Raw genomic sequence first — 22,772 nt, 5'->3', positions numbered from 1 at the left:
GCAGGTCGGCCCATCGCTTTCGGCGGTCGTGGGCCTGCTGCCTTCACTGCCCCGCGACCGCCGATGGATCTGGGACCTGGTCGACATCGCGCAGTGCTGCCGCGATGCCCGCCACGGTCGGTGTCTCGAACAGCACCGCGATCGGCAGATCGGGTGAGGTCTTCTTGCGCAGGATGTTGAGCAGCCGCAACGCCTGCAGGGAGTTGCCGCCGAGCTCGAAGAAGTCGTCGTCCGCCGATACCTCCGGCAGGCCGAGGATCTCGGTGAAGGTGCCCGCGACGAGTTCCTCCTCCGAGTCGCGCGGAACCTCCTTGGCCTGCCGGACCGGCTGCGCGGGCAGGACCAGTGCGGACTTGTCCACCTTGCCGGTCGGCCCGAGGGGGAACCGGTCAAGCGCGACCACGTGCGTGGGAATCATGTACTCCGGCAGCGTTTCCGCCAGCTGGGCCCGGACCTGCTGGCCGTTGACCGTGCCGGGGACCACGAAGGCCGCGAGCGCCATGTCCTCCCCGCTGCCCACGGTGGTCAGCACCGCCCACTCGACGTCCTGAATGGACTCGATCGCCCGCTCGATCTCCCCGAGCTCGATCCGGAACCCGCGGACCTTGACCTGGTCGTCGGCCCGGCCGACGAAGTCCAGTGCGCCGTCCTCGCGGCGGCGAACGATGTCGCCCGTCCGGTACATGCGGCCGCCGTCGAACGGGTTGTCGATGAAGCGTTCCCTGGTCAGCTCCGGCCGGTTGAGGTAACCGGTGGCGAGGCCCGGACCGGCGATGTGGAGCTCGCCCGCTTCGCCGTCGTCCACCGGCTTTCCCTCGGGGTCGAGGATGTAGAGCAGGGAGTTGGTCCTCGGGTAACCGATCGGGATCGCGGCGTCGGTGTCCAGCGGACCGCAGTCCCAGTAGGTCGTGTCGATCGAGTACTCGGTCGGACCGTACTGGTTGTGCAGACCGGCTTTCGCCGTCGAGAGGAACCTGCGGGCCAGAGCGGGGGACAGCACCTCTCCCCCGGAGAACACCTCGCGCAGCGACGGGCAGTCGCCCAGCCCGGGCTCCTCGTCCAGCAGCGCCTGCAGCAGCGCGGGCACGACCGCGAGGCACGTGACGTTCTCCGAACGGACCAGGTCGGTCAGGTACCGGGGATCCTGTCCGTACAACGGGTCGGCGACGACGAGCCGCCCGCCCGTGGTCAGCGGGATGAAGATCTCCCACAGCGAGACGTCGAAGCTCAGCGCGTGATGCAGGATCACGGCGTCCTCGGGGCCCGACGGGTAGGTGGTGCGTTCCCACAGGACGCGGTCGACGATGCCGCGGTGCGGGATCTCGACGCCCTTCGGCTGGCCGGTCGACCCGGAGGTGTAGATGATGTAGGCCGTCTGCTCCGGCGAGATGGCCACGGTCTCCAGCTGTGCGCCCGGGGCGCCGAGGACGTCGTCGAACTCCACCATCGCGGTGCCGGGCACGGATGGCAAGTCGGCCCCGGCGTGCACGACCACGAGAGGTGCGCAGTCCTCGATCATGAAGCTCAGCCGGTTGGCCGGGAACTCCGGATCGAGCGGCACGTAGCCCGCGCCCGTCTTCAGGATGCCGAGGATGGCGGCCACGGCGGCGGACGAGCGCTCGATCGCCATCCCGATCAGCTGGCCGCGGCCGGCCCCGCGCTCGCGCAGTCCCACCGCGATCCGGGTCGCCTGCTCGTCCAGCTCGGCATAGGTCCAGGTGGCGTCGGGCCCGGTCACGGCGATCGCGTCGGGCGTCGCCGCCGCCTGCTCTTCGACCAGGTGGTGCAGGCCAACTGCCGCCGGGCCGGGGGGACCGTCCGTGCGGCCGGTGCTGGTCATCGGGATCCTTCCCTTCGGGTTGAGCCCGCCAGTCGCAGCCGGGCGGGTGTTCCGTGGCGAACGGAGAATGCGCATGCCTTGCGGTAGAACCGCTGTGCGTCCTGGTCGGACCGCAGCCCGAACGCCCCGTGCAGGTGCAGTGCGGTGGTCGTCGCCTCGACCGCGAGCTCCGAGCAGGCCGCCAGCAGCCGCGAGGCGTCTGCCGGCGCAACGGTTTCGGCTTCGGTTCGACCGGCCTCGATCCGGGTGGCGACGTGCTCGCCGAGGGCGTGCAAGGCCGTCAGCCGGGCGGTCAGCGCGGACAGCTGGAAGGCGACCGCCTGGTTGTTCCCGATCGGCCTGCCGAACTGCACCCGCTCCTGCACGCGCCGGACGGCGGCGTTGACGGCGCCCTGTGCCAGGCCGCAGAGATAGGCCCCGGCCCGGCTGTGCAGCCGCGCCTGGGTCAGCGCACACGCGGTGCAGTCCGGCTTGTCGCACACCACGAGCCCGGTCGCCGGGCCCGCGTCGGCCGCGTACAGCTCCTCCTCGCTCAGCGAGCGCAAGGGCTGGCGGGTGATGTCGTCCGCGGCGTAGAGGACAAGCGGGGAGCCCACCGCCAGCAGCCACCCTGCCGATCCCACGGCGATGGCCTGGCCGTGCCCGGGTATCAGCAACGCGACAGGCGACGCCGCCCTGGCCCGCATGACCTCGTCGATGTCATGCCCGGCAAGGAATTCAGCGGCGATGGCGTGTTCGATGGCCGCGTACGGGTCGGCGACGGTACCGCTGTGGAAGGCGGCCAGGTAGGCGGACGCCGAGTCCCGTGCGGCTTCCATGTCCAGCTCGGCGCTCATGACGTCCCTCCGAGGCCCAGGCTGGACCCGATGATCTCCAGCATGATTTCCGAGCCGCCCGCGGACAGGGTCAGTCCGGGCGCCTCCCGCAGCATCGCCACCGATGTGGCGTCCGCCGGGCCGCCGACGTCCAGTGCCAGCTGCGCCACCTTGACGCACAGCTCGCTGTTGAACCACTTGGCCATCGCCGCCTCCTCGGCGTTCAGGTCGCCTTCCTGCTGGCGCTCGACGAGCCGCCACGCCAGCACGCGTCCCGCGGCGGCTTGGGTCTGCAGGCTGACGAGGCGGTCGCGCAGGACGGCGTCGTCGCGGGCCTCGACCTGCTTGGCCACGGTCTTCAGCCAGCTGTTGGCCTTGGCGTTGTAGTCGACGCCGGTCCGCTCGATCGCCAGGCCCGCGGCCAGCACGAACCAGCCGCCGTCGACCGGCCCGAGCACGTCGCAGTCGGGGACGTGCACCCCGTCCAGAAGCACCTCGTAGAACGGATCGGGGTAGAGCGACTCGACCAGGCTCGCCTTGACGGCCGGGTTGTCCAGTGCCACGAGGAACAAGGTGATGCCCGCCTCGGCCCGGCCCCGATCGGAAGTCCTGGCCGCGACCACGGCGTAGCCCGCCCGGCGAACCTGGACGGCGTACCACTTGGAGCCGTACAGCCGCCAGCCGCCGTCGACGCGCTCGGCCCGGGTCCGCAGCGACGCCAGATCCGACCCCGCCTCGGCCTCGCTGTACAGCACCACCATCGTGCCGAGTCCGGCGGCGAGCGGAGGCAGGAAGCGGGCTTTCTGCTCGGCGCTGGCCACGAAGAGCAGCAGCGCCCCGGCGTTCGTGATCGTGTTGATGAAGGGCATGTCCGGTATCCCGTGCCCGGACAACTCCTCCTGCACTATCGCGGCGTGCGCCGCGGTCGCGTCCCGCCCGCCGTACCGCCGGGGCCAGGCCGGAGCCAGCATCTGGTGCGCACCGAGCAGTTGGTACACCGTCTCGGGGAAGCACTCCTCCGGTGGCACATCGGCGATGGCGGCCAGTTCCGCCGCGACCTCGGGCCTGGCCAGCAAGTCGCGTAGCTCTTGCCGGAACAGTTGCAGCTCAGGAGTCAGCGTTGGGTTCATGAGACGTCTTCCAGGAGGTGGTCAGCGTTGTCTTCACGAATCGGGTTATGGCACCCACGTGCGGCGCCCTCATCAGCTCGTAGTGGTCAGCGGGGAACCGGCGCAGGCGCAGGCGTCCTGTCGTGTGCTCCTGCCAGCGCGGCGCGTCCTGGTTGTCCTTGCGGGATATGAACACGAGGTCGTTGGTCACCTGGCTCGGCGGCTGGTAGGCGACCTGCGCCAGGCAGTGGGTGCGGAACACCTCGAACCGGGTCGCGCGCTCCTCGGCGGTGATGCCGTCCGCGCCGGCCATCCTGCTCAGCTCGGCCTCGAACTCGACGCGGATCGTCGCGTCGTCGACCGCCCCGATCCCCGGCAGCGGCGTGTCGATCATCAGCAACGGCCCGGTCGCGCGTCCGGCCGCCGCCAATCTCCTCGCCATCTCGAAGGCGACGAGCCCGCCGAACGACCACCCGCCCAGCAGCAGCGGACCCGGCGGCACCTCCGCCAGGTAGCGCTCGGCCATCGACTCGACGTCGGTGTCCAGCACACCGCCGTCCAATGCGACCGGCAGGAACGCCGCCGTCGCCACCTCGGGTGACAGATCGCCTGCCAGCCCGCGGTAACATGCCACCGATCCACCTGCCGGATGGACCAGGTGCACCACCGCGGCTCCCGCGGGCACCGCCGTCAAGCTGACCCGGCAACGCTCTCGGGACGAGCCCTCAACCACTTCTACGCTGTCCGATTCGGACATCAGAACTCCCCAGTCGGTGCCGCGAATGACCGGCGGCGATGTGCGCCCGCGCGGATGGAACCGCATGCCGTGCAAGGCAACCGGCGATCCCACCCGAGACAGGGCGGGGGTGGGCCGGAACTCCGCGTGAAACCAGCGCGGGCACCCCGGTACCAGGCCGGCAGAAGACGATCGAGGGCGGCGCGGGCAACCGTGGCCGCGTCGAGTAGCTAGATCGACCCCACGCGCTTGTGTCGGTGTTGCCGTGCTGGAGCTGTTGTCATGACTTCGTTCCCCCTGGTCAAGGCGAGCGGACCCACGCCCGCCTTCCGGATCAGCCCGGTGCCGGTTCGACGCCTGCCAGCCGGTCGGCCTGACTGATGTGGTCGTCGAGACCGAGGAGTTCCCAGCGGAGCAAGGCAAGCGGGACGTTGCCGTCCAGCCAGAGGCGCTCGTGGAACTCGCGCAGGTCGAAGTGGACGGACTGCCGCGCGCACGCGGCGAGCAGGGCGAGCACCTGCGCCTTGCCCGCCTGGTAGCTCAGGCCCTGGCCCGGCGTGCCCGCGAAGAAGGCAGCCTCCTGCCAGGCCGTGGGGCGGTCCATCGGCACGATCTCGGCGAGGTGATCCGCGGCCTCGTCGATGGTGAGCGTGCCGACGGCGAGCCGGATGTCCACTTCGACCCGCAACGCCCGCAGCCGCATGGAGTTCGCGATGAACACGGCACTGTCCGGCATGTCGTCGAGGAAACCGGCCTGCAGCATCAGTTCCTCGTTGTAGAACGCTATGCCCTCGTTCGGAATGGAGTCGTAGAAGTGGCGGCGCACCGGGTTGGGGTGCCGCCACGACAGAGCTGCCTGGAGGGCGTGGACGGCCTCGTGGGTGAGACCGATGCGAGGATCCCGCGCCTTGGCCCGCGCGAAGTAGGACATGCCGTCCGAGGGCGGCTTCATGTAGCAGACCGCGTCCTCGGTGGGGCGCACGATGGAGCCGATGTCGTGCGTGACGCCGAGCCAGCTCAAGGGCGCGAGGTAGGGCGGCATGGCCGCGAAGGTGTAGTGGCGCAGGTCGTCCGGCAACCTGAGCAGGTCTTGGTCGGCGTAGAAACGGCGCACTGCGAGTTCGTCGTCGCGGAGCCGCTCGATGATCTCGGGGAGATCCTTGGGCGGGACGCGTTCGCCATGGCGGACACGTCGCTGGAGGATCGCCTCGGCCGCGATGGCGCGGTTGAACTCCTCGCGCGCCAGGTCACGCAACTGGTCGGCCGAGTAGGGCAACAGGGCCACGCGGTGCAGGAAGAACCGCATCGCCTCCGGCCCGACCACGGCGTCACCGTCGCACGTCTGCGAGCCGAGCCAGTCGCGGAACGCGTCCAGACCGCGGGCGGCTTCCCCTGCCGCGGCAAGCAACTCGGCCGTGTCCGGCTCGGCGAAGCCCTCCGCCGTGAGAACGGTTGCCAGCGCGGCCATGGCGCGTTCGACATCCGCCCCGGCCGTGCTGAGCCCTTGCAGCGTCAGCTCGGCGAACGGGGCAGCGGCGTGCCCGGCCAGGTTTTCCCGCCCCTGATCGAGGATCACGGGGGCGTGCCGGAGGTTCCTGACGATGTCGGCGACCCGCTCCCGGCTGAAAGGCGGTGCCATCAGCAGCAGGTTGAAGACGTGCAGGAGCGCTTGCTCGACGTAGAAACCCGGGTTGCGCTGCCAGCGGCGCAACAAGTCCAGTTCCCAGTGCACCCGCGCCAGGGCGGATCCCAGCAGGCGCCCGTCGACCTGGACGTCGACCGGCTCGCCCGACAAGTCGATGGCCTCGTGCCGTTTGGTGAAGTCCGCCAACGCCGCGCGCCGAGCGGCGACGGCGTCCGCCGACCAGTCGGCGACCCAGCCGTGCGGCCGGTCCACGCGCGGGACGTCGTCGCCGTCATCGGGCTGGGTCAGGGTGCGCCAGTCCCGGAATTCCGCTGCCAGTTCCGCGTGAGTCTTGGCTGTCTCGGTCATGCGTCACCCCCTCCGTGCCCCCAGGCGATGTTCATAAACCACGCCTCCTGGCGAAATTCCCGTTCGCATCGACGAACTGCTCCCGTGACATCTCGTCGTCCCCGATCCCGGTCACCGAAGATCGGATTCCGCAACGGCTTCGGCGTCCACCTGGATGGCGCCGAGCGCGGCCTGAGCGGACGACGCGGCGGTCGGTCCGTCCGGGGCGACAGTGACCACATAACCGAGGCGGTCATAGCCCGCGGCCTCTACTGGGAGCACAGCACCGGGTTCGACGAACGTCGCCACGTCCACGACGTGGGGCATCGAGCGGGCGGCTTCGACCCCGTCGAGCTTGAGAATCCGGCCACCGGGACTCGGCACGAACACGATGGCCGCGCCGCCCTGCGACGATGGCGGCGCACCAGGGTCCGTGCCCAGGTAGATGTCGAGCAGGGCCGCGTGCATGTCGTATCCGGTCGCCAGTTTGACCAGCCGCGTGATCTGGTCACCGGCGAGGCGGCAGTTGATCTCGACCAGCTTGGGCCCGTCGTCGGTCAGCATGAGTTCCACGTGCGCCGCACCGAAGTCGTAGCCGATGGCGGCGAGCGCCTGCACGGCGGCCTCGCGGCAGGCGCGTTCCACCTCGGGGTCGAGGCTCGCCGGAACGGTGTGGCCGATCTCGTAGAAGATGGGCGGCGGGAGCAGCACCTTGTCGGTGATCGCGATGATGTTGACCTTCGAGTCGGCGACGATCACCTCGACGCTGATCTCCCGGCCGTGCATGAACTCCTCGACCAGGACGCCGGGGAGCTTGGCCTGCCCGACCTCGTTGTGGGTCCACTCGAGCAGGGCCTTGGCGTGGTCGGCGACCTCCTGGGAGTTCGCGCAGAGCCGCACGCCGTAGCTACCCGAGTCGTCCAGAGGCTTGACCACGCAAGGGAATCCGACATCGGCGGCGGCCGCTTCCTCCGGGGTGGCCGCCAGCACGAACTTCGGGATCGGCACCCCCGCGCTCGCGGCGAGTTGCCGCCCCAGCGACTTGTCCCGGCACGCCCGGACAGCCTCGGGATCCTGGCCCCGCAGCTTCATCAACCGCCCAGTCCGCGCGGTACCCAGCATGTGGAACTCGCTCGCCGAGATCAACGCGTCCGGCCGGTCGGGCCGCTGGGACAGGATCTCCGCCACCGCCTCCGGGTCGTCGGTGTCGACCTTGACGACCTCGTCGAACACGTCCATCGGAATCGGCTGCTGGCCGGGCTGCAGGTAGAAGTCGAAGTCCTTGGCGACGAGGGTGACCCGCCAGCCACGCTGCTTGGCGACACGCATCACCTCGTAACCGCTGCCTGTCCTGTTGGTCTCGAGGAAGGCGACGTGGATGCCGGTCATCGGGGGATCCTCTCCATCTCTGGCCTGACGAGCGTTAACGCATGGCGGCTATTTCAGGACATTTTCACCGAGGCGGTGAATACGAAATATGCCGACAACAACAATCATATCGCGGTGTCACCACCGTTTCGACATGCCCGGGAAGACATCGACCAATGCCGCCCATTGGCGGTAATGACCGAAAGGCATGCCCCGCGCGCGGCGATCACCGCGGCGGGCACTGCGAAAAGCGCATGACAGGTCACGTGAGCTGCGTCAGCCGACCTGACCACCGCAGTGGGAACTATGTCCGAACGGCCTCGTACGAGACCATTCTCCTCGTCCTGTTCTCATGATCAAAGCTTTCCCCACGATCAGACGATCGCTTCAACAGGACCCCCTCCCATCTGAATGCGAACTGTCTGCATCAATTACGACCCTAGTCCGGACCGTTGCCCTTCCGCAACCATCCTCGCGTTGGTATTCGTCAAGTTTCCAAATAACTGGACAGAATCACGGTGTTTTCGACAGCCGACGGGCAGGCGACCGGCTCCGCGCACGCTCGCCTGAGTCCTGTCATCGTCCTGCCGCGACATCCGAGATACATCGGTGAAATGCCGGGTCGAGCCGGCATGCGGGCTCGCGAGCTTCGCACTGCTCCCCATCCCCCAACTACACCCTTCGCGACGTGGTTCACTTCTCCAGGCTGGCTTTGTCCATCCGCGCCGGATCGGCTGCCGACCGGATGGCCTCGGCCAGGTGCTGCTCCCAAGTGGTGCCCGCGTCCCACGTCGGCACGGCGACCCGGCAGACCCAGACGAGTCCGCCTGCCGGATCCACCATCACGACGCCGAGTTGCCGGTGTGCCCACATCAGACTCAGGTATCCGGCCAGCGAGTCCGCTTCGGGCACCAGCAACACGTCGACGTCGGCGAGATCGGCGTCCTCGCTCACGATCGTCATGTCCGGCCACTCTCCTGCGAGTCGCTCCACGATGTCGCGGTCAAGGACCGCCATGTCGGCGACAAGGACTCGAATCGGGCTCATCGGCGTGCACCGCCTCAGGTAAGGCCAGTCTGGTGATGTTCCGGACCGACGGCATGAATCCCCGGGATCAATATTGGGTCCAGACGGGATCTGGATCTGGATCCCGCGTGGTCCCCGCTCAGGGCAGCGCGAACAGGGCAGGGTGGTTCACGCGTGCTTGGTCGTCGACGACGGTGACGCCTGGACCGACGCCGCCTGGTGATCGGCCGCAGGCAGGGGCGTTGATCGCGTCGACGTGTTCGAAGAAGAACCGAGCGCCGAGCTGGTCGGACACGACGCCCTCGCAGCTCCGCGCGGACCTGGCGTGGCCAAGTCAGGACTTGCTTGCTGGGAAGGGAAACGGGCCAACCGAACAACTCACCCCGCGCGCCGGACGGAAGCTTACCCTGACGTTCGCGGCGACCCGCATCGCCGCCCCGCTCCCGCTCGCGACAGGACGAACACCGGCTGCCCGGTCCGCGGCTTCACGTCAGCAGGCGATCGTCGCCGACCGGTGGACGAGGAGACGCGCACGCAATCCCTTGGCCCGTCTGCTGATCCACTGGATCCTGACGCACCGCGCCGTGGCCGCGGCCAGCCTCGCCACCGGCGGCACGAACTCGCTTTTCAGCGAAGTCGGTGAAGCCGAAGAAGTCCGGCACGAAAAGGTTGGGTCACGCAACGACACCAGTCCACTGCCGGGCACACCCGGCACCGCAGCCGCCCCCGCGACAACGATCTGGCCCGCATTCGTTGCAGGACATCATAATCGGACGCAATTCCCGGCCGCTACCGCTGCGACGTGCGGATGATCTCGTGCGGCAACTGGGAACGACCGGCCGAAGTGCCCGCCTCGCGTGTGCCCGCACACCGGCTGAGCGCCCACTCGCGCCGCCGGCGCGGCGGGCAATGACGTGCCACCGCGTGCCTGTCCTGGTGTGCTTCCTGTGGCTTGTACGAACACCTCGGCCTCCGCCCAACCGGGTATCAGTCAAGGCGATTCTGCCGACACCCGCTGCGACGGGCATGAATCCCGCGGATCCGTATTGGATCCCTTCAACGATCCGGATCTCGCCTCGGCCAGCCGGTGCCTGCGGACCATGTCGGCCGCTTCGGCACGTCCCCGGACGCCGAGCTTCTCCAGGATGTTGTGCACGTGGTTCTTCACCGTCGTGAGCTGGACGTGCAGCAGGCCTGCGATCTGCTTGTTGGACAGGCCGGATTCCAGCAATACCGCGATCTCCTGCTCGCGTGCGGTGAGCTGCGGCAGGGGCACGGCCCGGCGTTCCCTGGCCAGTACCGACAGCCGTTCCACGAGCCCGGCGGCGACACTCCCCTTGCACGCGAACTCACCCCGGCTCGCCGAGCGCAGCGTGTCCAGCAGATCGGTGAAGGAGTTCTCATTGGTGACGTAGCCAGCTATCCCCGCCTCGGCGTAGGACACCACATCCGCCGTCCGCTCCGGAATCCCCATCACCACACAGGGAACGTCGCTGAGCCCGGCCAGCCTGTGCAGCGTCTCCAGACCGTGGCTGCCTGCCATGTCGCCTGTCATGTCGAGCAGCACGACATCCACCTTCGGCTGCCTGAGCAACGCCACCGCTGTGTCCACTCCGGACGCACTGCCGACCAGTTCGAACCCGTCCTCGATGTCGAGCAGGTGCGCCAGCCCCTGGCGGTAGATCCGTACCGGGGACACCACAACGACCCTGAGCCCCTGCCCTGCCCCCGGGCCGTCCACCGTGCGACTCATCGGACAGCCCCTCCCCAGTCCACCGTATTCGTGTACCACAATCGAGCCGCTTCTCCAGGCCTGGTGCGGAGCCGTACCCGGCACGTATCCGCGGCCATTGACTAGGTGGTCTTCACGTTTTCATTATTGCCGACTCACCACCTGGCGGGATACGCGCCGAATCCCGACCCGGTCGGAAAGATCCCGGCCACTCCAATTGGCATCGGGCCAATTGGAGTGGCCACACGCTGACCTGACAGAACTGTCGAACAAGCGGTGCGACTCCGGTTGAGCTGCGGTTATTCGCGCCCGGCGTTCAACGCGGGCCTATGGGCTTCGCCTGCCCGGCGGACCCGGGCGTGCGCGCTTTCGATGGCGTTGATCAAGCAGATCACTCGCCGGACCGCCGCGACAAACGCCAACAACGGCACGAACTCGCGCCCAGGCGTTGTCCCGCATCCGGGCGGCGGCCTGGGCGATCGGGTCGCCGCGCTGCCGTCCAGCATACCGGAAACCGTTGCGCGGCAACTGAACGCCGCACATCTGCGTGGTGGTCTTCGGCCAAACGGTGATGATCGCGTCTGGCCACCCGATCACCCCGTCACACGCCACCGTCAACACATCCCCAACACCCCTGTTCTTCAGCTCGGTTCACCACACTCCCGGCCAGGGCGCCGATGAAACGCGTCCTAACCGTCGCGTGGCCGCCGGGCCCGGCCGCGCGTCTCGGGCATCGAGACCATGGAGCCGAAGACCGAGACCACGGTCAGCACCCCGCATATCCACCAGACCCCGGTCGGCCACACGGCCCACAGGGCGACGCCCAGGGCCGGGCCGGCCCCGTAGCCGACCTGGGTCGCGAACTCCGACAACGCTATATAGCGTCCACGTAGTCCCGGCGGCGCTATCCGGCCCGGATACGCCGACATGGTGGGCGTTCCGACCATCTCGCCCACGGTCCACACGAGCGTCGCGACCACGAGCACCACCGCGGAGGGGCCGACCAGGTACATCGCCATTCCGGCGCCGACGAGTGCGTTGCCGAGTGCGATGGTCGCCCGGTCGGACATCCGCTGGACGAACCTGGTGAGCGGCAGCTCGAAGATGGTGATCACGAATGCGTTCACCGACAGCAGCACCGCGTAGAAAGCCGGCGAGTGCCCCGATGCCGTCACGTGCAGGGACAGCGTCGAAATGCTCTGGATGTACACCAACCCGATGAGGAGCATCGAGATGTTGAACACGAGGAAACGAGTGTCGGTCAGCACGGCCCAATAGGACGGTGGCCTGCCGCCGGGGCTCAGCGGTTCCGACGTGTCCGCCTGCTCGTCGTCGTCGGCGTGCGCCGACCTCGGGGCATTCGCGTAGTGCGGCAGGCTGAACGCGAGCAATCCGAATGCCACGAGGGCGATCGCATTGCCGTAAAACATCGTTTGGTATGAGTAGGTGATCAGCAGCGCGCCCAGCAATGGACCGGCCACTGTGCCCACGTTGTAGGCGAGCCGGTAAGCGGCGAACACCATGATGTGCTGCGCCGGTGGAGTCAGGTCGATGAGCAGCGCCGACGCGGCCGGGCGGTACGCCTGCGAGGTGAGGCCGATGGCGCCGGCGACGACGACCACCAGCGCGATGTTCGTCAAGTGTGCCAGTGCGACTGTGAGTACGCCCGCGACCAGCATGGAGCTGACGATCGTGCGGCGGTAGCCGAGCCGGTCGGTCACCGAGCCACCGACGATGACACCGATCACGGAGCCCAAACCGAAGGCTCCCAAGGCAAGTCCGGCACTGCCGGTCGAGAATCCGCGGGCGGTCAGGTACAACACCAGGTAGACCTGGAGGAAGCTGCCCAACCGGTTGATCAGGGTGCCGATCAGCAGGAGCCAGACGGGTCGCGACATCCCCCGAAGCGTCTGGATGACCGACGGGTGCTCCTCAACAACCATTGTTGCTCACGACCGCGCTGGTCACCACGATCGGCGACCGTCGAATGTGGACCGGCGCGGGTCTCTCTGTCGCAAGCATTGCACGCCAGAGGCAGGCAGAATCATTCAGGCGCGATGATCGATACTTCCGCACGGTGTTCCCCCCGGTATTGGCCTTGCAGGATGTTGCCACGCATACCGACTCGGGTCAATCCTCGTAGTTGGCGGTCTGCGCGATTGTGGCACGGCGATGTGTAGAGCCAATACCCGGTGATCAAGGATTGCTCCAGACGAGTGACTTCGATCGACGAGAAATGCCGACAGTAGCGACATACCACTGTCGACTCGTCCCATCATACTGAAGGCGGTGCCACGCGAGGTTCCGATACCGAATTTGATCATCCGACCGGCGACGAGATCGTCATCGACAGAGTGATCACTGATGTCAACGTTATCGGGCCGATCGGCGGTGGCCGTCGGTGGTACCACTCGTGTTATCGCTGCCCATAGCACCGTTGACATCCCATCCAGTGGCGCACCCCTGGCGCTCCACCGGTCATTTCTGCTACGAGCTCACCCGGGGCGCAATGTCACATGCGCATAGCTGCAGATCTTTGTCGTCAGCGAGCCCGCCGCCACCGACACGCGTACCCTCCATGGCCCGCTCACGCGGGTCACGCCGACGGGCACAGGCATCGCTCAATCTCCACAATGGACGGAATGCACCACCCGGTCAGCGACGCGATCATGCGCCGGAGGCGGAGGTGCACGATCTTGCCGAGCTCCGCGCGGACCACCGCGCCCGCAACTGCCGGAGGAACACCGTCATGGCCTCCGGGCCGAGGCTGCTCAGCGAGTCCATCAGGTCCAGCCGCACCGCCCCGAGTCCGATCGCGCGGTTCGTCACAGTCACGAGTTCGTCGAAGTCGCGAAGACCCGTTGTGGCGACGTGATCGTCACGCCGACGCCGAGACTCCTTGCCACGTCGAACAAATCGGCCATCTCGTCGAGCTGACGTGCGCGGGCGTGGCCGTCCGGCGCGGGCACGACACCCGGCGCGAGCGGGCTGAACCCGAAGTCCCGAGCGCCGATGGTGCGCAGGAGTTCGAGCGCGAGTTGCTCGGCGATCCGCACAAACCGTCCATTGTAGTCAATGTACCCGCGGTGAACAGGTCTTGCGCAACGTGCTGTCGACGATCTCCATCGGATCCGGCCAGTCGAACCCGGCACGGGTGTTGAACGGGCTGACCAGGAAACCTCTGTCCTTATCGAACACGACGCAACCCCCACCGCTCCAGCCACGCCCTGGCGTACCGGGGGGGTTGCTCACACGAGACGAACACGGCGCTGGCACGAACAGCCCTGGTCTGCGGTCTCACCGGGGAGCACGCGAAGATCGGCGCTGGGATGGGGTACACGTCCTCACGGCGAGTTCCCCGGATCGCGGGAACATCGCTGCCTCGTAGCGCGCGACCGCGTCGTCGAGATTGTCCTCCTCGGTGATGGCGTGCGCGAGTTCCGCGCCGTCGAGCATCGCGCGACTCATGCCGTGGCCACTGAAGGGTCCCGTCAGGTGGGCGGCGTCGCCGATCAGGGTGGCACCGGGGACGTGGTCCCAGGTCAGCGGGGCGGGTGGGGTCCAGAAGCCGCGCTGCACCGCGTCGGTGAGCAGGGGGCGGACCGTTGACCACGCACCGTCGGCACCGATGACGAGATCGGCTTCCGCGCTGACGCCGTTGGCGAACTCCAGTCGGTGCACCCCTCCGCCGAGTGGGGCGACGTGGACGAGTTCGTGTCCCCAGTGGACTGTACCGGGCTTCAGCGGCTGGTGGAGCAGGATCCGCAGCTGGCCGCGGTCGATCTGGTCGCCATCGGCGGGAATGAACTCGGCCAGGGCGCTGCGGTGGCGATCCCGGCCAGTCCCGGCCTGGCCCCGCACGGTGGTGCCCGCGTCGTAGACCACCGGCCGGATGCCTTGCCTCTGCAGGACACGCGCGCACATCAAGCCGGCTGGTCCCCCGCCGACGATGACGATGCGGGGTGAGGTCGTCATAGGTGGGGTCCTTCGATCCTCGCTGATCCTCAGGCGGGGTGGTGGTCAGCGACGGCGTTGAGCTCAACGCCGTGCTCGAGCAGGGCCTTCATCGCGCACAAGGCGGTACTGAAGCCGCCGACGGTGTCGTTGATCCAACGGACGGTGTCGTCCACTGAGCCCTGGAAACCGGACTCGCTGACCTCGACGAACGTGGCATCCTCCGCGTGCGGGGTGAACCGCAGCTCGACCGTGGTCGGCTGTTCGTAGCTCCGCCACTCGAACCGGATCAGGCGGCCTTCCCGCACCTCCTTGACCCGAACCTCGACGGACGCGCCATACGTCTCCCACTCCCAGCGCAGGTCGGCTCCCGCGACCATTGGGCCGCTGCTCCTGCTGTACCAGAAACGTGCGGTGACGGCCGGATCCGCGAACGCCTGGAACGCCTCCGCCGCGGGCCTACGGACGATCATGCACGCATACGCGGCGGGAGCCTGTGCGAGGTCGAGTTTCCCTACAGACACGATGACGCACCCTCCCACAGTCCCGTCCCAATCTACCTTGGGCCGCCAAGGTACAATGATGATCTTGGCGTGTCAAGGTAAGATGCCCGCCGTGACCGCCTCACGCACGCGAAGGCCCCCGGAAGAGGCTCGCCGGTTGATCATGGACGCCGCGGCCGCACTGCTCGCCGAAGGCGGCGTCGCCGCCGTACAGGTGCGCGCGGTGGCCACGCGGGTCGGCATGACCGACGCCGGTGTCACGCACCACTTCGGCAATCGCGAGAAGCTGCTCGCCGAACTCCTCCGACACGGTGGACGACGGCTCCGGGCCGCGCTCGAGGATGTCCTGGCAGCGTGGCTGGACCGCGGCGCCGATCTCCTCGAACTCGTCGAGTCTCTCGAATCCCTGTACCGGCGCGGGTACGGCGAGCTCGCGGTAGCGCTGCACACGGCGGGCTGGCGCGACCCGGGCGCAGGCATGCTCGATCCGGTCGTCGACGCCCTGCACCGGCTCCGCCCGCCCGGGAGCTCGCTCGACGACACGCGCCTCGCCGTCGCGGCCCTCCACCAAGCGATGGCGACGGACGCCCTCTACGGAAGCGACTTCCGCCGTAGCGCCGGCATCACCGGCGCCGCGGCCGACGACTCCGCCACGCAGGTCCACTGGTGGACACGCCAACTCCACCTCGCCCTCGGAATCGAACCCACCGCCCCGGCGGCCAACTCCGGGCCCCCTCCTCGGCCCCGGCGACGTTCAGCGAAACGCACGGGCAGCGACTGACGGCCGCTCAGCATGATCGGCTACCTCCCGGAGCCGCGCGTCGTCCCTGGTGTGCGGGGCGACCAGAACCCACCGGGCGCCGCCAAGCAGAAGTGCGCTGCCGACGGCGCCCACATGCTCGATTCAATGATTCCTCAAGATCGCCGTCCCAGGCTGGCGACCATGATCGCAAGCACGGCCCTCGCCCAGGTCCCGCCATCGTGACTCCGCAGGTCCACGTCAACGTACTCGGCTCATGGGAGGTCTCCGTGGATCACCGCGACGTCGCGGTGCCACCGGGACACCAACGCGCGTTGCTGTCCGCACTGCTGTTGTCGGCCGGGCGCCCGGTGGCGAACGACACCCTGGCCACGCACCTCTGGGGTGACCGGCCGCCCGCGAACGTGCGGGCGACCCTCTCGACCTACGTGACGCGCCTGCGGGGTGTCCTGGGCAAGTCGGCCATCGTGACCTACCCGGGTGGTGGCTACCAGTTGACCGTGGACGAGGACGGGGTGGATCTGTACCGGTTCCGCCGTCTTCTGCGCCAGGCCCAGGACGCGCCCACCGCCGACGCGGAGCTCGACCTGCTGCGGCAGGCACTCGGCCTGTGGCGGGGGCGGCCCTTCACCGGGGTGGCGTCCGACTGGCTGGACCACGGCATCGTTCCCCTGCTCACCGAGGAGTGGTTCGCGGCGACCGAACGGCGCATCGACCTGGAGATCGCCAAGGGCGCGTTCCGCGAGCTGATCGCCCAGTTGTCGGAGTTGACGTCCGCCTACCCCCTGCGTGAATCGCTCTGGTCCCGGCTGATCGAAGCGTTGCGGCGGTCTGGCCGCCGCGCCGACGCCTTGGCCGCCTACCAGCATGTTCGTGCGACTCTGCGGGAGGAACTGGGCATCGAGCCCGGCGAGAAGTTGCAGGCTGTGCACCAGCGTGTCCTGCGTGACCTCTCGGACGCGGATGTCGAAGAACCGGATCACCGGACCACCCTCGCGCCACATCAGCTTCCCCCTGACAACGTCAAGTTCGTCGGCAGGACCGACGTCCTCGCGCAGTTGGAGCGCATGGTCGACAGCGTGCACAACTCCCGCGACGGCGGCGAACAGCCGACGGTCATCGTGGCGATCGACGGCGCGCCTGGCATCGGCAAGACGACACTCGCCGTGCACTGGGCCCATCGGATGGTGGACCGGTACCCCGACGCTCAGATCTACCTGAACCTGCGCGGCCATTCAGGAGACGACCAGCTCCGGCCGTCCGCCGCCATCGGGGCGGTGCTGCGCTCGCTCGGAGTGCCCACCGAGCGCATACCGGCGGATCTCGACGAGCGAACGGCGCTGCTGCGCAGCACTCTCGCGGGCCGCAGAAGCCTTGTCCTGCTGGACGACGCTCGCGACGCCCGTCAGGTACGCGCGTTGTGCCCCAGCGACAGCAGTCTGGTGATCGTCACCAGCCGCAACCAGTTGCGGGAACTGTCCATCCGGGATGGCGCGGAACGACTCAGCCTGCCACGGCTGTGCACCGACGATGCCGTCGACCTGCTCGGGGCCGCGCTCGGCTCCGCCCGGGTCGCGGCCGAGCCGCTGGCCGCGAAGCGGCTGGCGGAGTTGTGCGGCGGCGTGCCGCTGGCGTTGGTCATCGTGGCCGAACACGCCCAGCGCGCGAGCTCGCTCGGCGCAGTGGCCCAGATCCTCACCGATGAGATGAACGGGCCTGACGCCTTCGGTTCCGGTGTGGGCAAGGAGTTGTACGCGGCGCTTTCGCGGTCCTACCGGAACCTCGGGCCGACGTCCGCCGCGATGTTCCGCAGGCTCGGAGTGCACCCGGCGGGTTCGATGTGCGTCGACGCCGCCGCGGCCGTGGCGGACCTCGGAGTGGCGGAGGCGAGGCAGGTGCTTGATCAACTGGTCGACGAGCACCTGGTGGAGCAGCCGCGGCCGGACCGGTACGAGCTGCACGACCTCATTCGACTGTACGCGGCCGAGGAGGCCCGTCGAAACGAAAGCGCGAAGGCCAGGCGCGCCGCCCTCCACCGTGTCCTGGACTGGTACCTGCACGCCGCGGTCAGTGCTGATTCGGTGCTGCGACCGGGACGGCATCGCGATGTCGTCTCCCCGTTCGCGCCGAGGGTCGCGCCGCCCCGGCCCGCCGACCAGCACGAGGCGATTGCCTGGTTCGAGCGGGAGTTCGACGTGTTGCAGGCGGTCGTCCGGTGTGCCGCCACGCACGGCTGGGGCGGTCACGCGTGGCGGATCGTGCTGGCCATGGCCACGTTCCTGGACCACCGGGTGGCGTGGCACGAGAGCACGGAGATCTTCGAAACGGCGTTCCAGTCGGGTGAGATGGTGGCGCTGGCCAGTCTCGGCACGGCGATCACCGGCGCCGGTCACGCGGCGCCCTGATGGCCACGGCACCTCGCGGACCAGGGGGCCGAATCTTCCACATAGGACACTGAAGCAGCGCGAGTGCAGGTGTCGTATCGCTCCGGTCGGCTACACCTACGCGGCGGTCGAGACAGAAACCGTTGGCACAGCGGACATCGCACTCGACCCGGACGCGCTGTTCCGGGTCTGGTGCGACATGGCGGCGTCGCTCACCAGCAATGTGGAGGCGCGCGGGTGGCCACAGGCACCGCGAATCCCGCAGCCACCAGCTTCCTGGCTGTCAGGACAGTCACTTACCGGTTCGTGTGACGGCACTGCCCGGCTGGTGAACGACGAACTCCATGATCCTCGAACGGCTAGGCTTGGTCCATGTTGGTCGGCCGGGTTGAGGAACGCGGCCACGTCGAGCGATTGCTGGAGCAGGCGTCTTCCGGTCACAGCGCGGCGTTGGTCGTCCGAGGCGAGGCGGGGATAGGCAAGTCCGCGCTTCTTGACCATGCTGTGGCTTCGGCTCATGGCATGCGTGTGGTGCGCGGCGTCGGTATCGAGTCCGAGGCCGAGTTGGCGTTCGGCGCTCTGCATTTGCTGCTGTACCCGTATCTTGCTCGACTCGACCTGCTGCCCGGCCCACAGGCAGCCGCGTTGCGCGGCGCGTTCGGGTTGTGCGGCGATACGGCGACCAATCCGTTCCTGATCGGCGCGGCGGTACTGACGTTGCTCGCCGAACTGGCGGTGGAGAAGCCGTTGTTGTGCATGGTCGATGACGCACAGTGGCTGGACCGCGGGTCGTCGGACGCGTTGCTCTTCGCCACCCGGCGGTTCCACGCGGACCGGGTCGCGATGCTGTTCGCGGTCCGTGACACGGCAGTGCCGTTTCACACCCCCGGCGTGGACGAGTTGAGACTGCCGGGCTTGTCGTCCGACTCGGCATCCGAGTTGCTCGACCACAGGAGTCCCGGGTTGACAGCACCGACGCGGGCACGGGTCCTGGAGGAGGCCGACGGGAACCCGCTCGCGTTGCTCGAACTCGGCGCGGCTCGTCTGGTGGCGCAACGGGAAGGTCGTGCGGAGCTCGCGCACCAAGTCGGCCCGTTGCCGGTCACCCGACGAGTGCAGGAGAAGTTCCGCGACCAGATCGTCGGCCTGCCCGAGCCGTCCCAGTCGATCCTCTTGGTCGCCGCGGCCGACCGCTTCGCCGGGATGGACACGGTGCTACGCGTCGGCCGTGCGGTCGGTGCCGGCACGTCCGACCTGGACGCGGCCGAGCGGGCGGGGCTGATCAGCGTGACCGACGGGGAGTTGGCGTTCCGGCATCCGCTGGTGCGTGCCGCCGCCTACCAGTGCGCCACCCACCACCAGCGGATCGCGGTCCACCGGGCGTTCGCCGAAACACTCACTGCCCCGGACGTCCTCGACCGCCGGGCCTGGCACCTCGCGGCGGCCACCACCGAGCCGGACGAGGCGGTGGCCGCCGAGCTCGAACGGACCGCACAACGGGCAGAACGCCGCGGCGGGGCCATGGCAGTGTCCGCCGCGTACGACCGTGCGGGCCGGTTGAGCGTGGATCCCGAGCTCAAGGCCCGTCGCATCGCCAAGGCCGCGCTCGCCGCCTACGACGCGGGCAAACCCGACCGCGCGGCGCGCCTGGCTGTCGAGGTGACAGCGCTGACCACCGAGCCCGGCGTCCTCGCGGAGGCGACGTTGTTGCGCGGTCAGATCGAATACGAGCGAACCTCTCCCGAAGCCGATGCCACCCTCGCGTCCGAGGCCGCGCGGTTGGTCATGGCCAGCGACCCCGCCCGTGCGGTCGTCATGTTGACCGAGATGATCTGCGCCAGCCGGGACGCGGGCGCGCTGCACCTCGTCGCCGAGGGCGGGCGGCTGATGGGCGAGTTGCGGCTGCGGCCGGAGTCCCGGCTGCGTGCGTCCGCCGAGGCACAGGTCAGCTGGGGTGACCTGCTCGCTGGCAGGCCGGAGAACGCCGCCGCTCCGCTTCGCGCCGTGCTCGATGCCAGTCGGGCGGGTGACGCGGAGTTCGTCCACCGGATCGTGGCCGGGTTCAGCGGGCTGATGCTGGCCGAGGAAACGACGACCATCGCGGTGATGGAGACGTTGCTGGCCGATGTGCGAGCCAGCGGCGCGTTGACGTGGATTCCGTACGCGCAGGAGATCATCGCGTTGGCCCACGCGCTGCGTGGTCACTTCCGCACCGCGGAGGCCTGCCTGGCCGAGGCAGTGGCGCTCAGCACCGAGTTCGGGATGGAGTTGGAAGTCGCGGTGCTGCGGGCGACGTCCGTGTGGCTTGCCGCGGCGACAGGTGACGAACCGCGATGCCGTGCGCTGGCCGCCGAGGTGCTTCCGGTCCTCGAAGGACGGCACGCCGTCGGCACCGCGCTGACGTCCTGGGGTCTGGGGCTGCTCGACCTCGCCGCGGGACGGTACCGCGACGCGTTCGACGCGCTGTACACCGTGTGTGTGGGCCCGGCCAAGTACGACTTCCTCATCCGCGCGGTCCCGGACCTCGTGGAGGCAGCGATCCGGAACGGCGACCCCGCCCAGTGTGCCGAGCAGTTCGAGGCGTTCGAACGGTGGGCCGTGCACGTGGCCAGTCCGGTCGCGACCGCGCTGCTGCGGCGCTGCCAGGCGATGCTCGAGGACTCCGAGGAGCACTACCGGGCGGCGCTCGACCTGCACAGCGCGCATGGCGGCCCGTTCGACCAGGCCAAGACGCAGTTGCTGTACGGCGAATGGTTGCGCCGCAGACGCCGCCGAAGCGAAGCACGGGCGGAACTGGACGCCGCGCGAACCAGGTTCCAGCGGCTGGGCGCGTCGACCTGGGAAGCGCGCGCGACGAGCGAACTCACCGCGCTCGGCGAGCGCCCGACGCTCGAGCCGATGGCCGATGACCCGCTGAGGAGGCTGACGCCGCAGGAAGTGCAAGTCGTTCGACTGGCGGCGACCGGGCTGAGCAACAAGGAGATCGGCGCACAGCTGTTCCTCAGCCCACGCACCATCGGACATCACCTGTATCGCGCCTACCCGAAACTGGGCGTCACCCGAAGGATCGAACTGGCGCAGCTCGGTCTCGGATGACTTGGTCGCCAGTCCGGCGACGCGGTCGCACACCAGTCACGTGACCGATGTGAACCGGTGTGACCAGGTCGTAGCTTTTCCGGCAACGAAAGGAGAAGCTGATGATGCTGGAGAACAGGACCGCGGTGGTCTACGGTGGCGGCGGCTCGATCGGTGGCGCCATGGCAGGTGCCTTCGCCGCCGAGGGCGCACGGGTGTTCCTCGCCGGTCGGACGCCGGCGAAGCTCGACACGGTCGCGGACAGCATCCGCGCCGCGGGCGGCCAGGCCGAGACAGCCGTGGTCGACGCGCTGGACGCGTCGGCTGTGAACGACCACATCGACGCCGTCGCGGAGAAGACCGGCAGTGTGGACATCTCGATCAACCTGATCACCCAGGAGGCGATCTTCCAGCCGCTGGCCGACATCTCGACGTCCGACTTCGTCGCGGCCATCGGCAAGGCGCTGACCACGCAGCTGATCACGACGAAGGCCGCGGCCCGGCACATGGTGAAGCAGCAGTCCGGAGTGCTGCTGTTCTTCGGCGGGTCGGACCACGCCAACACCAGCCCCAGCATGGGCAACGTGCAGATCGGCATGGACGCCGTCGAGTCGCTGCGCAGGCAGTGGGCAGCGGAGTTGGCGCCGCACGGCATCCGCACCGTGACGCTGCTGACCGGGGGCATCGTCGACACCTTCCCGGACAGCCCCGAGTGGGAAGGGGCCAGGCAGGGCATCATCGGCGCGTCGCCGTTCAAGCGCGCAGCGACAATGGCCGACGTGGGCAACGTCGCCGTGTTCGTCGCGTCGGACATGGGCCGCAGCATCACGTCGACTCAGGTCAACATCTCCGTCGGCGCGTGCTACGGCTGACGCCCTGCCAGGTCGCGTGACCGCGGACGCTGGAACTGCGTCCCGGTGCACCTTCCGGGGAAGTCGCCCGCGCCACTGGGTCAAGGCCTGGGGATCGCGATGTCACGCACCGGCCCGAGCGCGGCCGGCGGGAAGTCCGGCCACTGGGGCCCGTGGTGGCCCTTGCCCTGCAGGTGCCGGTCGGCGAACGTCTGAATGGCGGCCAGGACGTGCGCGACCTGGTGGGGTGTCAGCTCCCCGGAGGTCAACGCCTCACCCAGCTCGTGCAGATCCAGTATCCGGTAAGGAAGTCCCGGCGGGCCGACGATGAAGTCCACGTAGTGGTCGACCACGTGGACGGTGTCCTCCTGTTCGCGGATGTCCACCAGGTCGACGTACCACCAGCCCGCTCGCTCCGGCTTGAACATCACCGGCTGGCAGAGCTGGGCCGACTCGTCGAGCAGCAGGAAAGCGCGCTGCCTGCGCCCAGCGCCCGGCCGGACGTAGCGGCCTTCGGGAATGTCGTACTCGAAGGCGGCGACCCGGCCGGCCCTGACACCCGGATGCGGCACGTCACGGCTCAGCACGGTGATCCGCTCCGGGCTCACGGGCGGATGAAGAGCCTGCCTGCCAACCACAGCACTGGA

At 68.6% G+C, this 22,772-nt stretch carries 22 protein-coding genes; 5 read left to right on the top strand and 17 right to left on the bottom strand.

Annotated elements, in window-relative coordinates; all coding sequences use genetic code 11:
- Positions 1–43: 43 nt before the first annotated feature.
- The 6 genes from ALI144C_RS37140 to ALI144C_RS37115 form a co-directional block, all read right to left on the bottom strand.
- Positions 44–1,840, bottom strand: a complete 1,797-nt coding sequence (locus ALI144C_RS37140; RefSeq protein WP_076991888.1) for a non-ribosomal peptide synthetase — start codon at positions 1,838–1,840, stop codon at positions 44–46.
- Positions 1,837–2,676: an acyl-CoA dehydrogenase family protein gene (locus tag ALI144C_RS37135; RefSeq protein WP_076991887.1), complete on the bottom strand. Its 840-nt coding sequence runs from the start codon at positions 2,674–2,676 to the stop codon at positions 1,837–1,839. Before ALI144C_RS37135 ends, ALI144C_RS37140 begins: the two co-directional genes overlap by 4 nt.
- Positions 2,673–3,785 (bottom strand): acyl-CoA dehydrogenase family protein, encoded by a 1,113-nt coding sequence (locus ALI144C_RS37130; RefSeq protein WP_076991886.1) that lies wholly within the window; start codon positions 3,783–3,785, stop codon positions 2,673–2,675. The genes ALI144C_RS37135 and ALI144C_RS37130 overlap by 4 nt, the downstream gene beginning before the upstream one ends.
- Positions 3,763–4,521 carry a thioesterase domain-containing protein gene (locus ALI144C_RS37125; protein WP_269086721.1) on the bottom strand — a complete coding sequence of 253 codons (759 nt, stop codon included), beginning with the start codon at positions 4,519–4,521 and terminating at the stop codon, positions 3,763–3,765. The genes ALI144C_RS37130 and ALI144C_RS37125 overlap by 23 nt, the downstream gene beginning before the upstream one ends.
- A gap of 313 nt (positions 4,522–4,834) precedes the next feature.
- Positions 4,835–6,493 (bottom strand): DUF885 family protein, encoded by a 1,659-nt coding sequence (locus tag ALI144C_RS37120; RefSeq protein WP_076991884.1) that lies wholly within the window; start codon positions 6,491–6,493, stop codon positions 4,835–4,837.
- Positions 6,494–6,604: 111 nt separating this feature from the next.
- Positions 6,605–7,861 carry an ATP-grasp domain-containing protein gene (locus ALI144C_RS37115; protein WP_076991883.1) on the bottom strand — a complete coding sequence of 419 codons (1,257 nt, stop codon included), beginning with the start codon at positions 7,859–7,861 and terminating at the stop codon, positions 6,605–6,607.
- On the opposite strand from ALI144C_RS37115, the gene ALI144C_RS54895 reads away from it, so the two are divergent.
- Positions 7,847–8,098, top strand: a complete 252-nt coding sequence (locus tag ALI144C_RS54895) for a hypothetical protein (RefSeq protein WP_143231088.1) — start codon at positions 7,847–7,849, stop codon at positions 8,096–8,098. The genes ALI144C_RS37115 and ALI144C_RS54895 overlap by 15 nt on opposite strands.
- Before the next feature lie 435 nt (positions 8,099–8,533).
- On the opposite strand, the gene ALI144C_RS37110 is transcribed toward ALI144C_RS54895, so the two are convergent.
- The 10 genes from ALI144C_RS37110 to ALI144C_RS37080 all read right to left on the bottom strand — a co-directional run bounded on the left by ALI144C_RS37110 (position 8,534) and on the right by ALI144C_RS37080 (position 15,076).
- Positions 8,534–8,887, bottom strand: coding sequence for a hypothetical protein (locus tag ALI144C_RS37110; RefSeq protein ID WP_143231087.1), 354 nt, complete (start codon positions 8,885–8,887; stop codon positions 8,534–8,536).
- Positions 8,888–9,005: 118 nt separating this feature from the next.
- Complete coding sequence (locus ALI144C_RS55920; protein ID WP_168211446.1) at positions 9,006–9,161, bottom strand: hypothetical protein; 156 nt, start codon at positions 9,159–9,161, stop codon at positions 9,006–9,008.
- Between the two features lie 696 nt (positions 9,162–9,857).
- Positions 9,858–10,619, bottom strand: a complete 762-nt coding sequence (locus ALI144C_RS37105; RefSeq protein ID WP_083753720.1) for a LuxR C-terminal-related transcriptional regulator — start codon at positions 10,617–10,619, stop codon at positions 9,858–9,860.
- A 306-nt stretch (positions 10,620–10,925) separates the two neighbouring features.
- Positions 10,926–11,195 (bottom strand): hypothetical protein, encoded by a 270-nt coding sequence (locus ALI144C_RS59240; protein WP_441297591.1) that lies wholly within the window; start codon positions 11,193–11,195, stop codon positions 10,926–10,928.
- 92 nt (positions 11,196–11,287) lie between these two features.
- Positions 11,288–12,496: an MFS transporter gene (locus ALI144C_RS37095; protein ID WP_076991879.1), complete on the bottom strand. Its 1,209-nt coding sequence runs from the start codon at positions 12,494–12,496 to the stop codon at positions 11,288–11,290.
- A 769-nt stretch (positions 12,497–13,265) separates the two neighbouring features.
- A complete protein-coding gene (locus tag ALI144C_RS55915; protein ID WP_168211444.1) occupies positions 13,266–13,433 on the bottom strand; it encodes a hypothetical protein in 168 nt (55 codons plus the stop codon).
- Positions 13,430–13,654, bottom strand: coding sequence for a hypothetical protein (locus ALI144C_RS37090; protein WP_076991878.1), 225 nt, complete (start codon positions 13,652–13,654; stop codon positions 13,430–13,432). The genes ALI144C_RS55915 and ALI144C_RS37090 overlap by 4 nt, the downstream gene beginning before the upstream one ends.
- A 16-nt stretch (positions 13,655–13,670) precedes the next feature.
- The gene (locus tag ALI144C_RS58525; protein WP_269086720.1) at positions 13,671–13,796 is read right to left on the bottom strand and encodes a hypothetical protein; all 126 of its coding nucleotides are present in this window, start codon (positions 13,794–13,796) and stop codon (positions 13,671–13,673) included.
- 99 nt (positions 13,797–13,895) lie between these two features.
- Positions 13,896–14,573 carry an FAD-dependent oxidoreductase gene (locus ALI144C_RS37085; protein ID WP_076991877.1) on the bottom strand — a complete coding sequence of 226 codons (678 nt, stop codon included), beginning with the start codon at positions 14,571–14,573 and terminating at the stop codon, positions 13,896–13,898.
- A gap of 29 nt (positions 14,574–14,602) precedes the next feature.
- On the bottom strand, positions 14,603–15,076 hold the full coding sequence (locus tag ALI144C_RS37080; RefSeq protein WP_202819144.1) for an SRPBCC family protein: 474 nt from the start codon (positions 15,074–15,076) through the stop codon (positions 14,603–14,605).
- Positions 15,077–15,167: 91 nt separating this feature from the next.
- Here ALI144C_RS37080 and ALI144C_RS37075 point away from each other — a divergent pair, with 91 nt between their 5' ends.
- From ALI144C_RS37075 to ALI144C_RS37055, 4 genes are all read left to right on the top strand, one after another.
- Positions 15,168–15,836 (top strand): TetR/AcrR family transcriptional regulator, encoded by a 669-nt coding sequence (locus tag ALI144C_RS37075; protein ID WP_237774498.1) that lies wholly within the window; start codon positions 15,168–15,170, stop codon positions 15,834–15,836.
- 200 nt (positions 15,837–16,036) lie between these two features.
- A complete protein-coding gene (locus ALI144C_RS37065; RefSeq protein ID WP_076991873.1) occupies positions 16,037–18,220 on the top strand; it encodes an AfsR/SARP family transcriptional regulator in 2,184 nt (727 codons plus the stop codon).
- Positions 18,221–18,571: 351 nt separating this feature from the next.
- Entirely contained in the window at positions 18,572–21,295 is a 2,724-nt protein-coding gene (locus ALI144C_RS37060) for a helix-turn-helix transcriptional regulator (RefSeq protein WP_076991872.1), read from the top strand.
- 101 nt (positions 21,296–21,396) lie between these two features.
- The gene (locus ALI144C_RS37055; RefSeq protein ID WP_076991871.1) at positions 21,397–22,146 is read left to right on the top strand and encodes an SDR family NAD(P)-dependent oxidoreductase; all 750 of its coding nucleotides are present in this window, start codon (positions 21,397–21,399) and stop codon (positions 22,144–22,146) included.
- An 80-nt stretch (positions 22,147–22,226) separates the two neighbouring features.
- Here ALI144C_RS37055 and ALI144C_RS54885 read toward each other — a convergent pair whose 3' ends face one another.
- A complete protein-coding gene (locus ALI144C_RS54885) occupies positions 22,227–22,733 on the bottom strand; it encodes a DUF402 domain-containing protein (RefSeq protein ID WP_076991870.1) in 507 nt (168 codons plus the stop codon).
- Positions 22,734–22,772: the final 39 nt, after the last annotated feature.

This window comes from Actinosynnema sp. ALI-1.44 (assembly GCF_001984155.1).
Lineage (GTDB): Bacteria > Actinomycetota > Actinomycetes > Mycobacteriales > Pseudonocardiaceae > Kibdelosporangium.
This window is presented reverse-complemented; position numbering and strand designations above follow the sequence as displayed.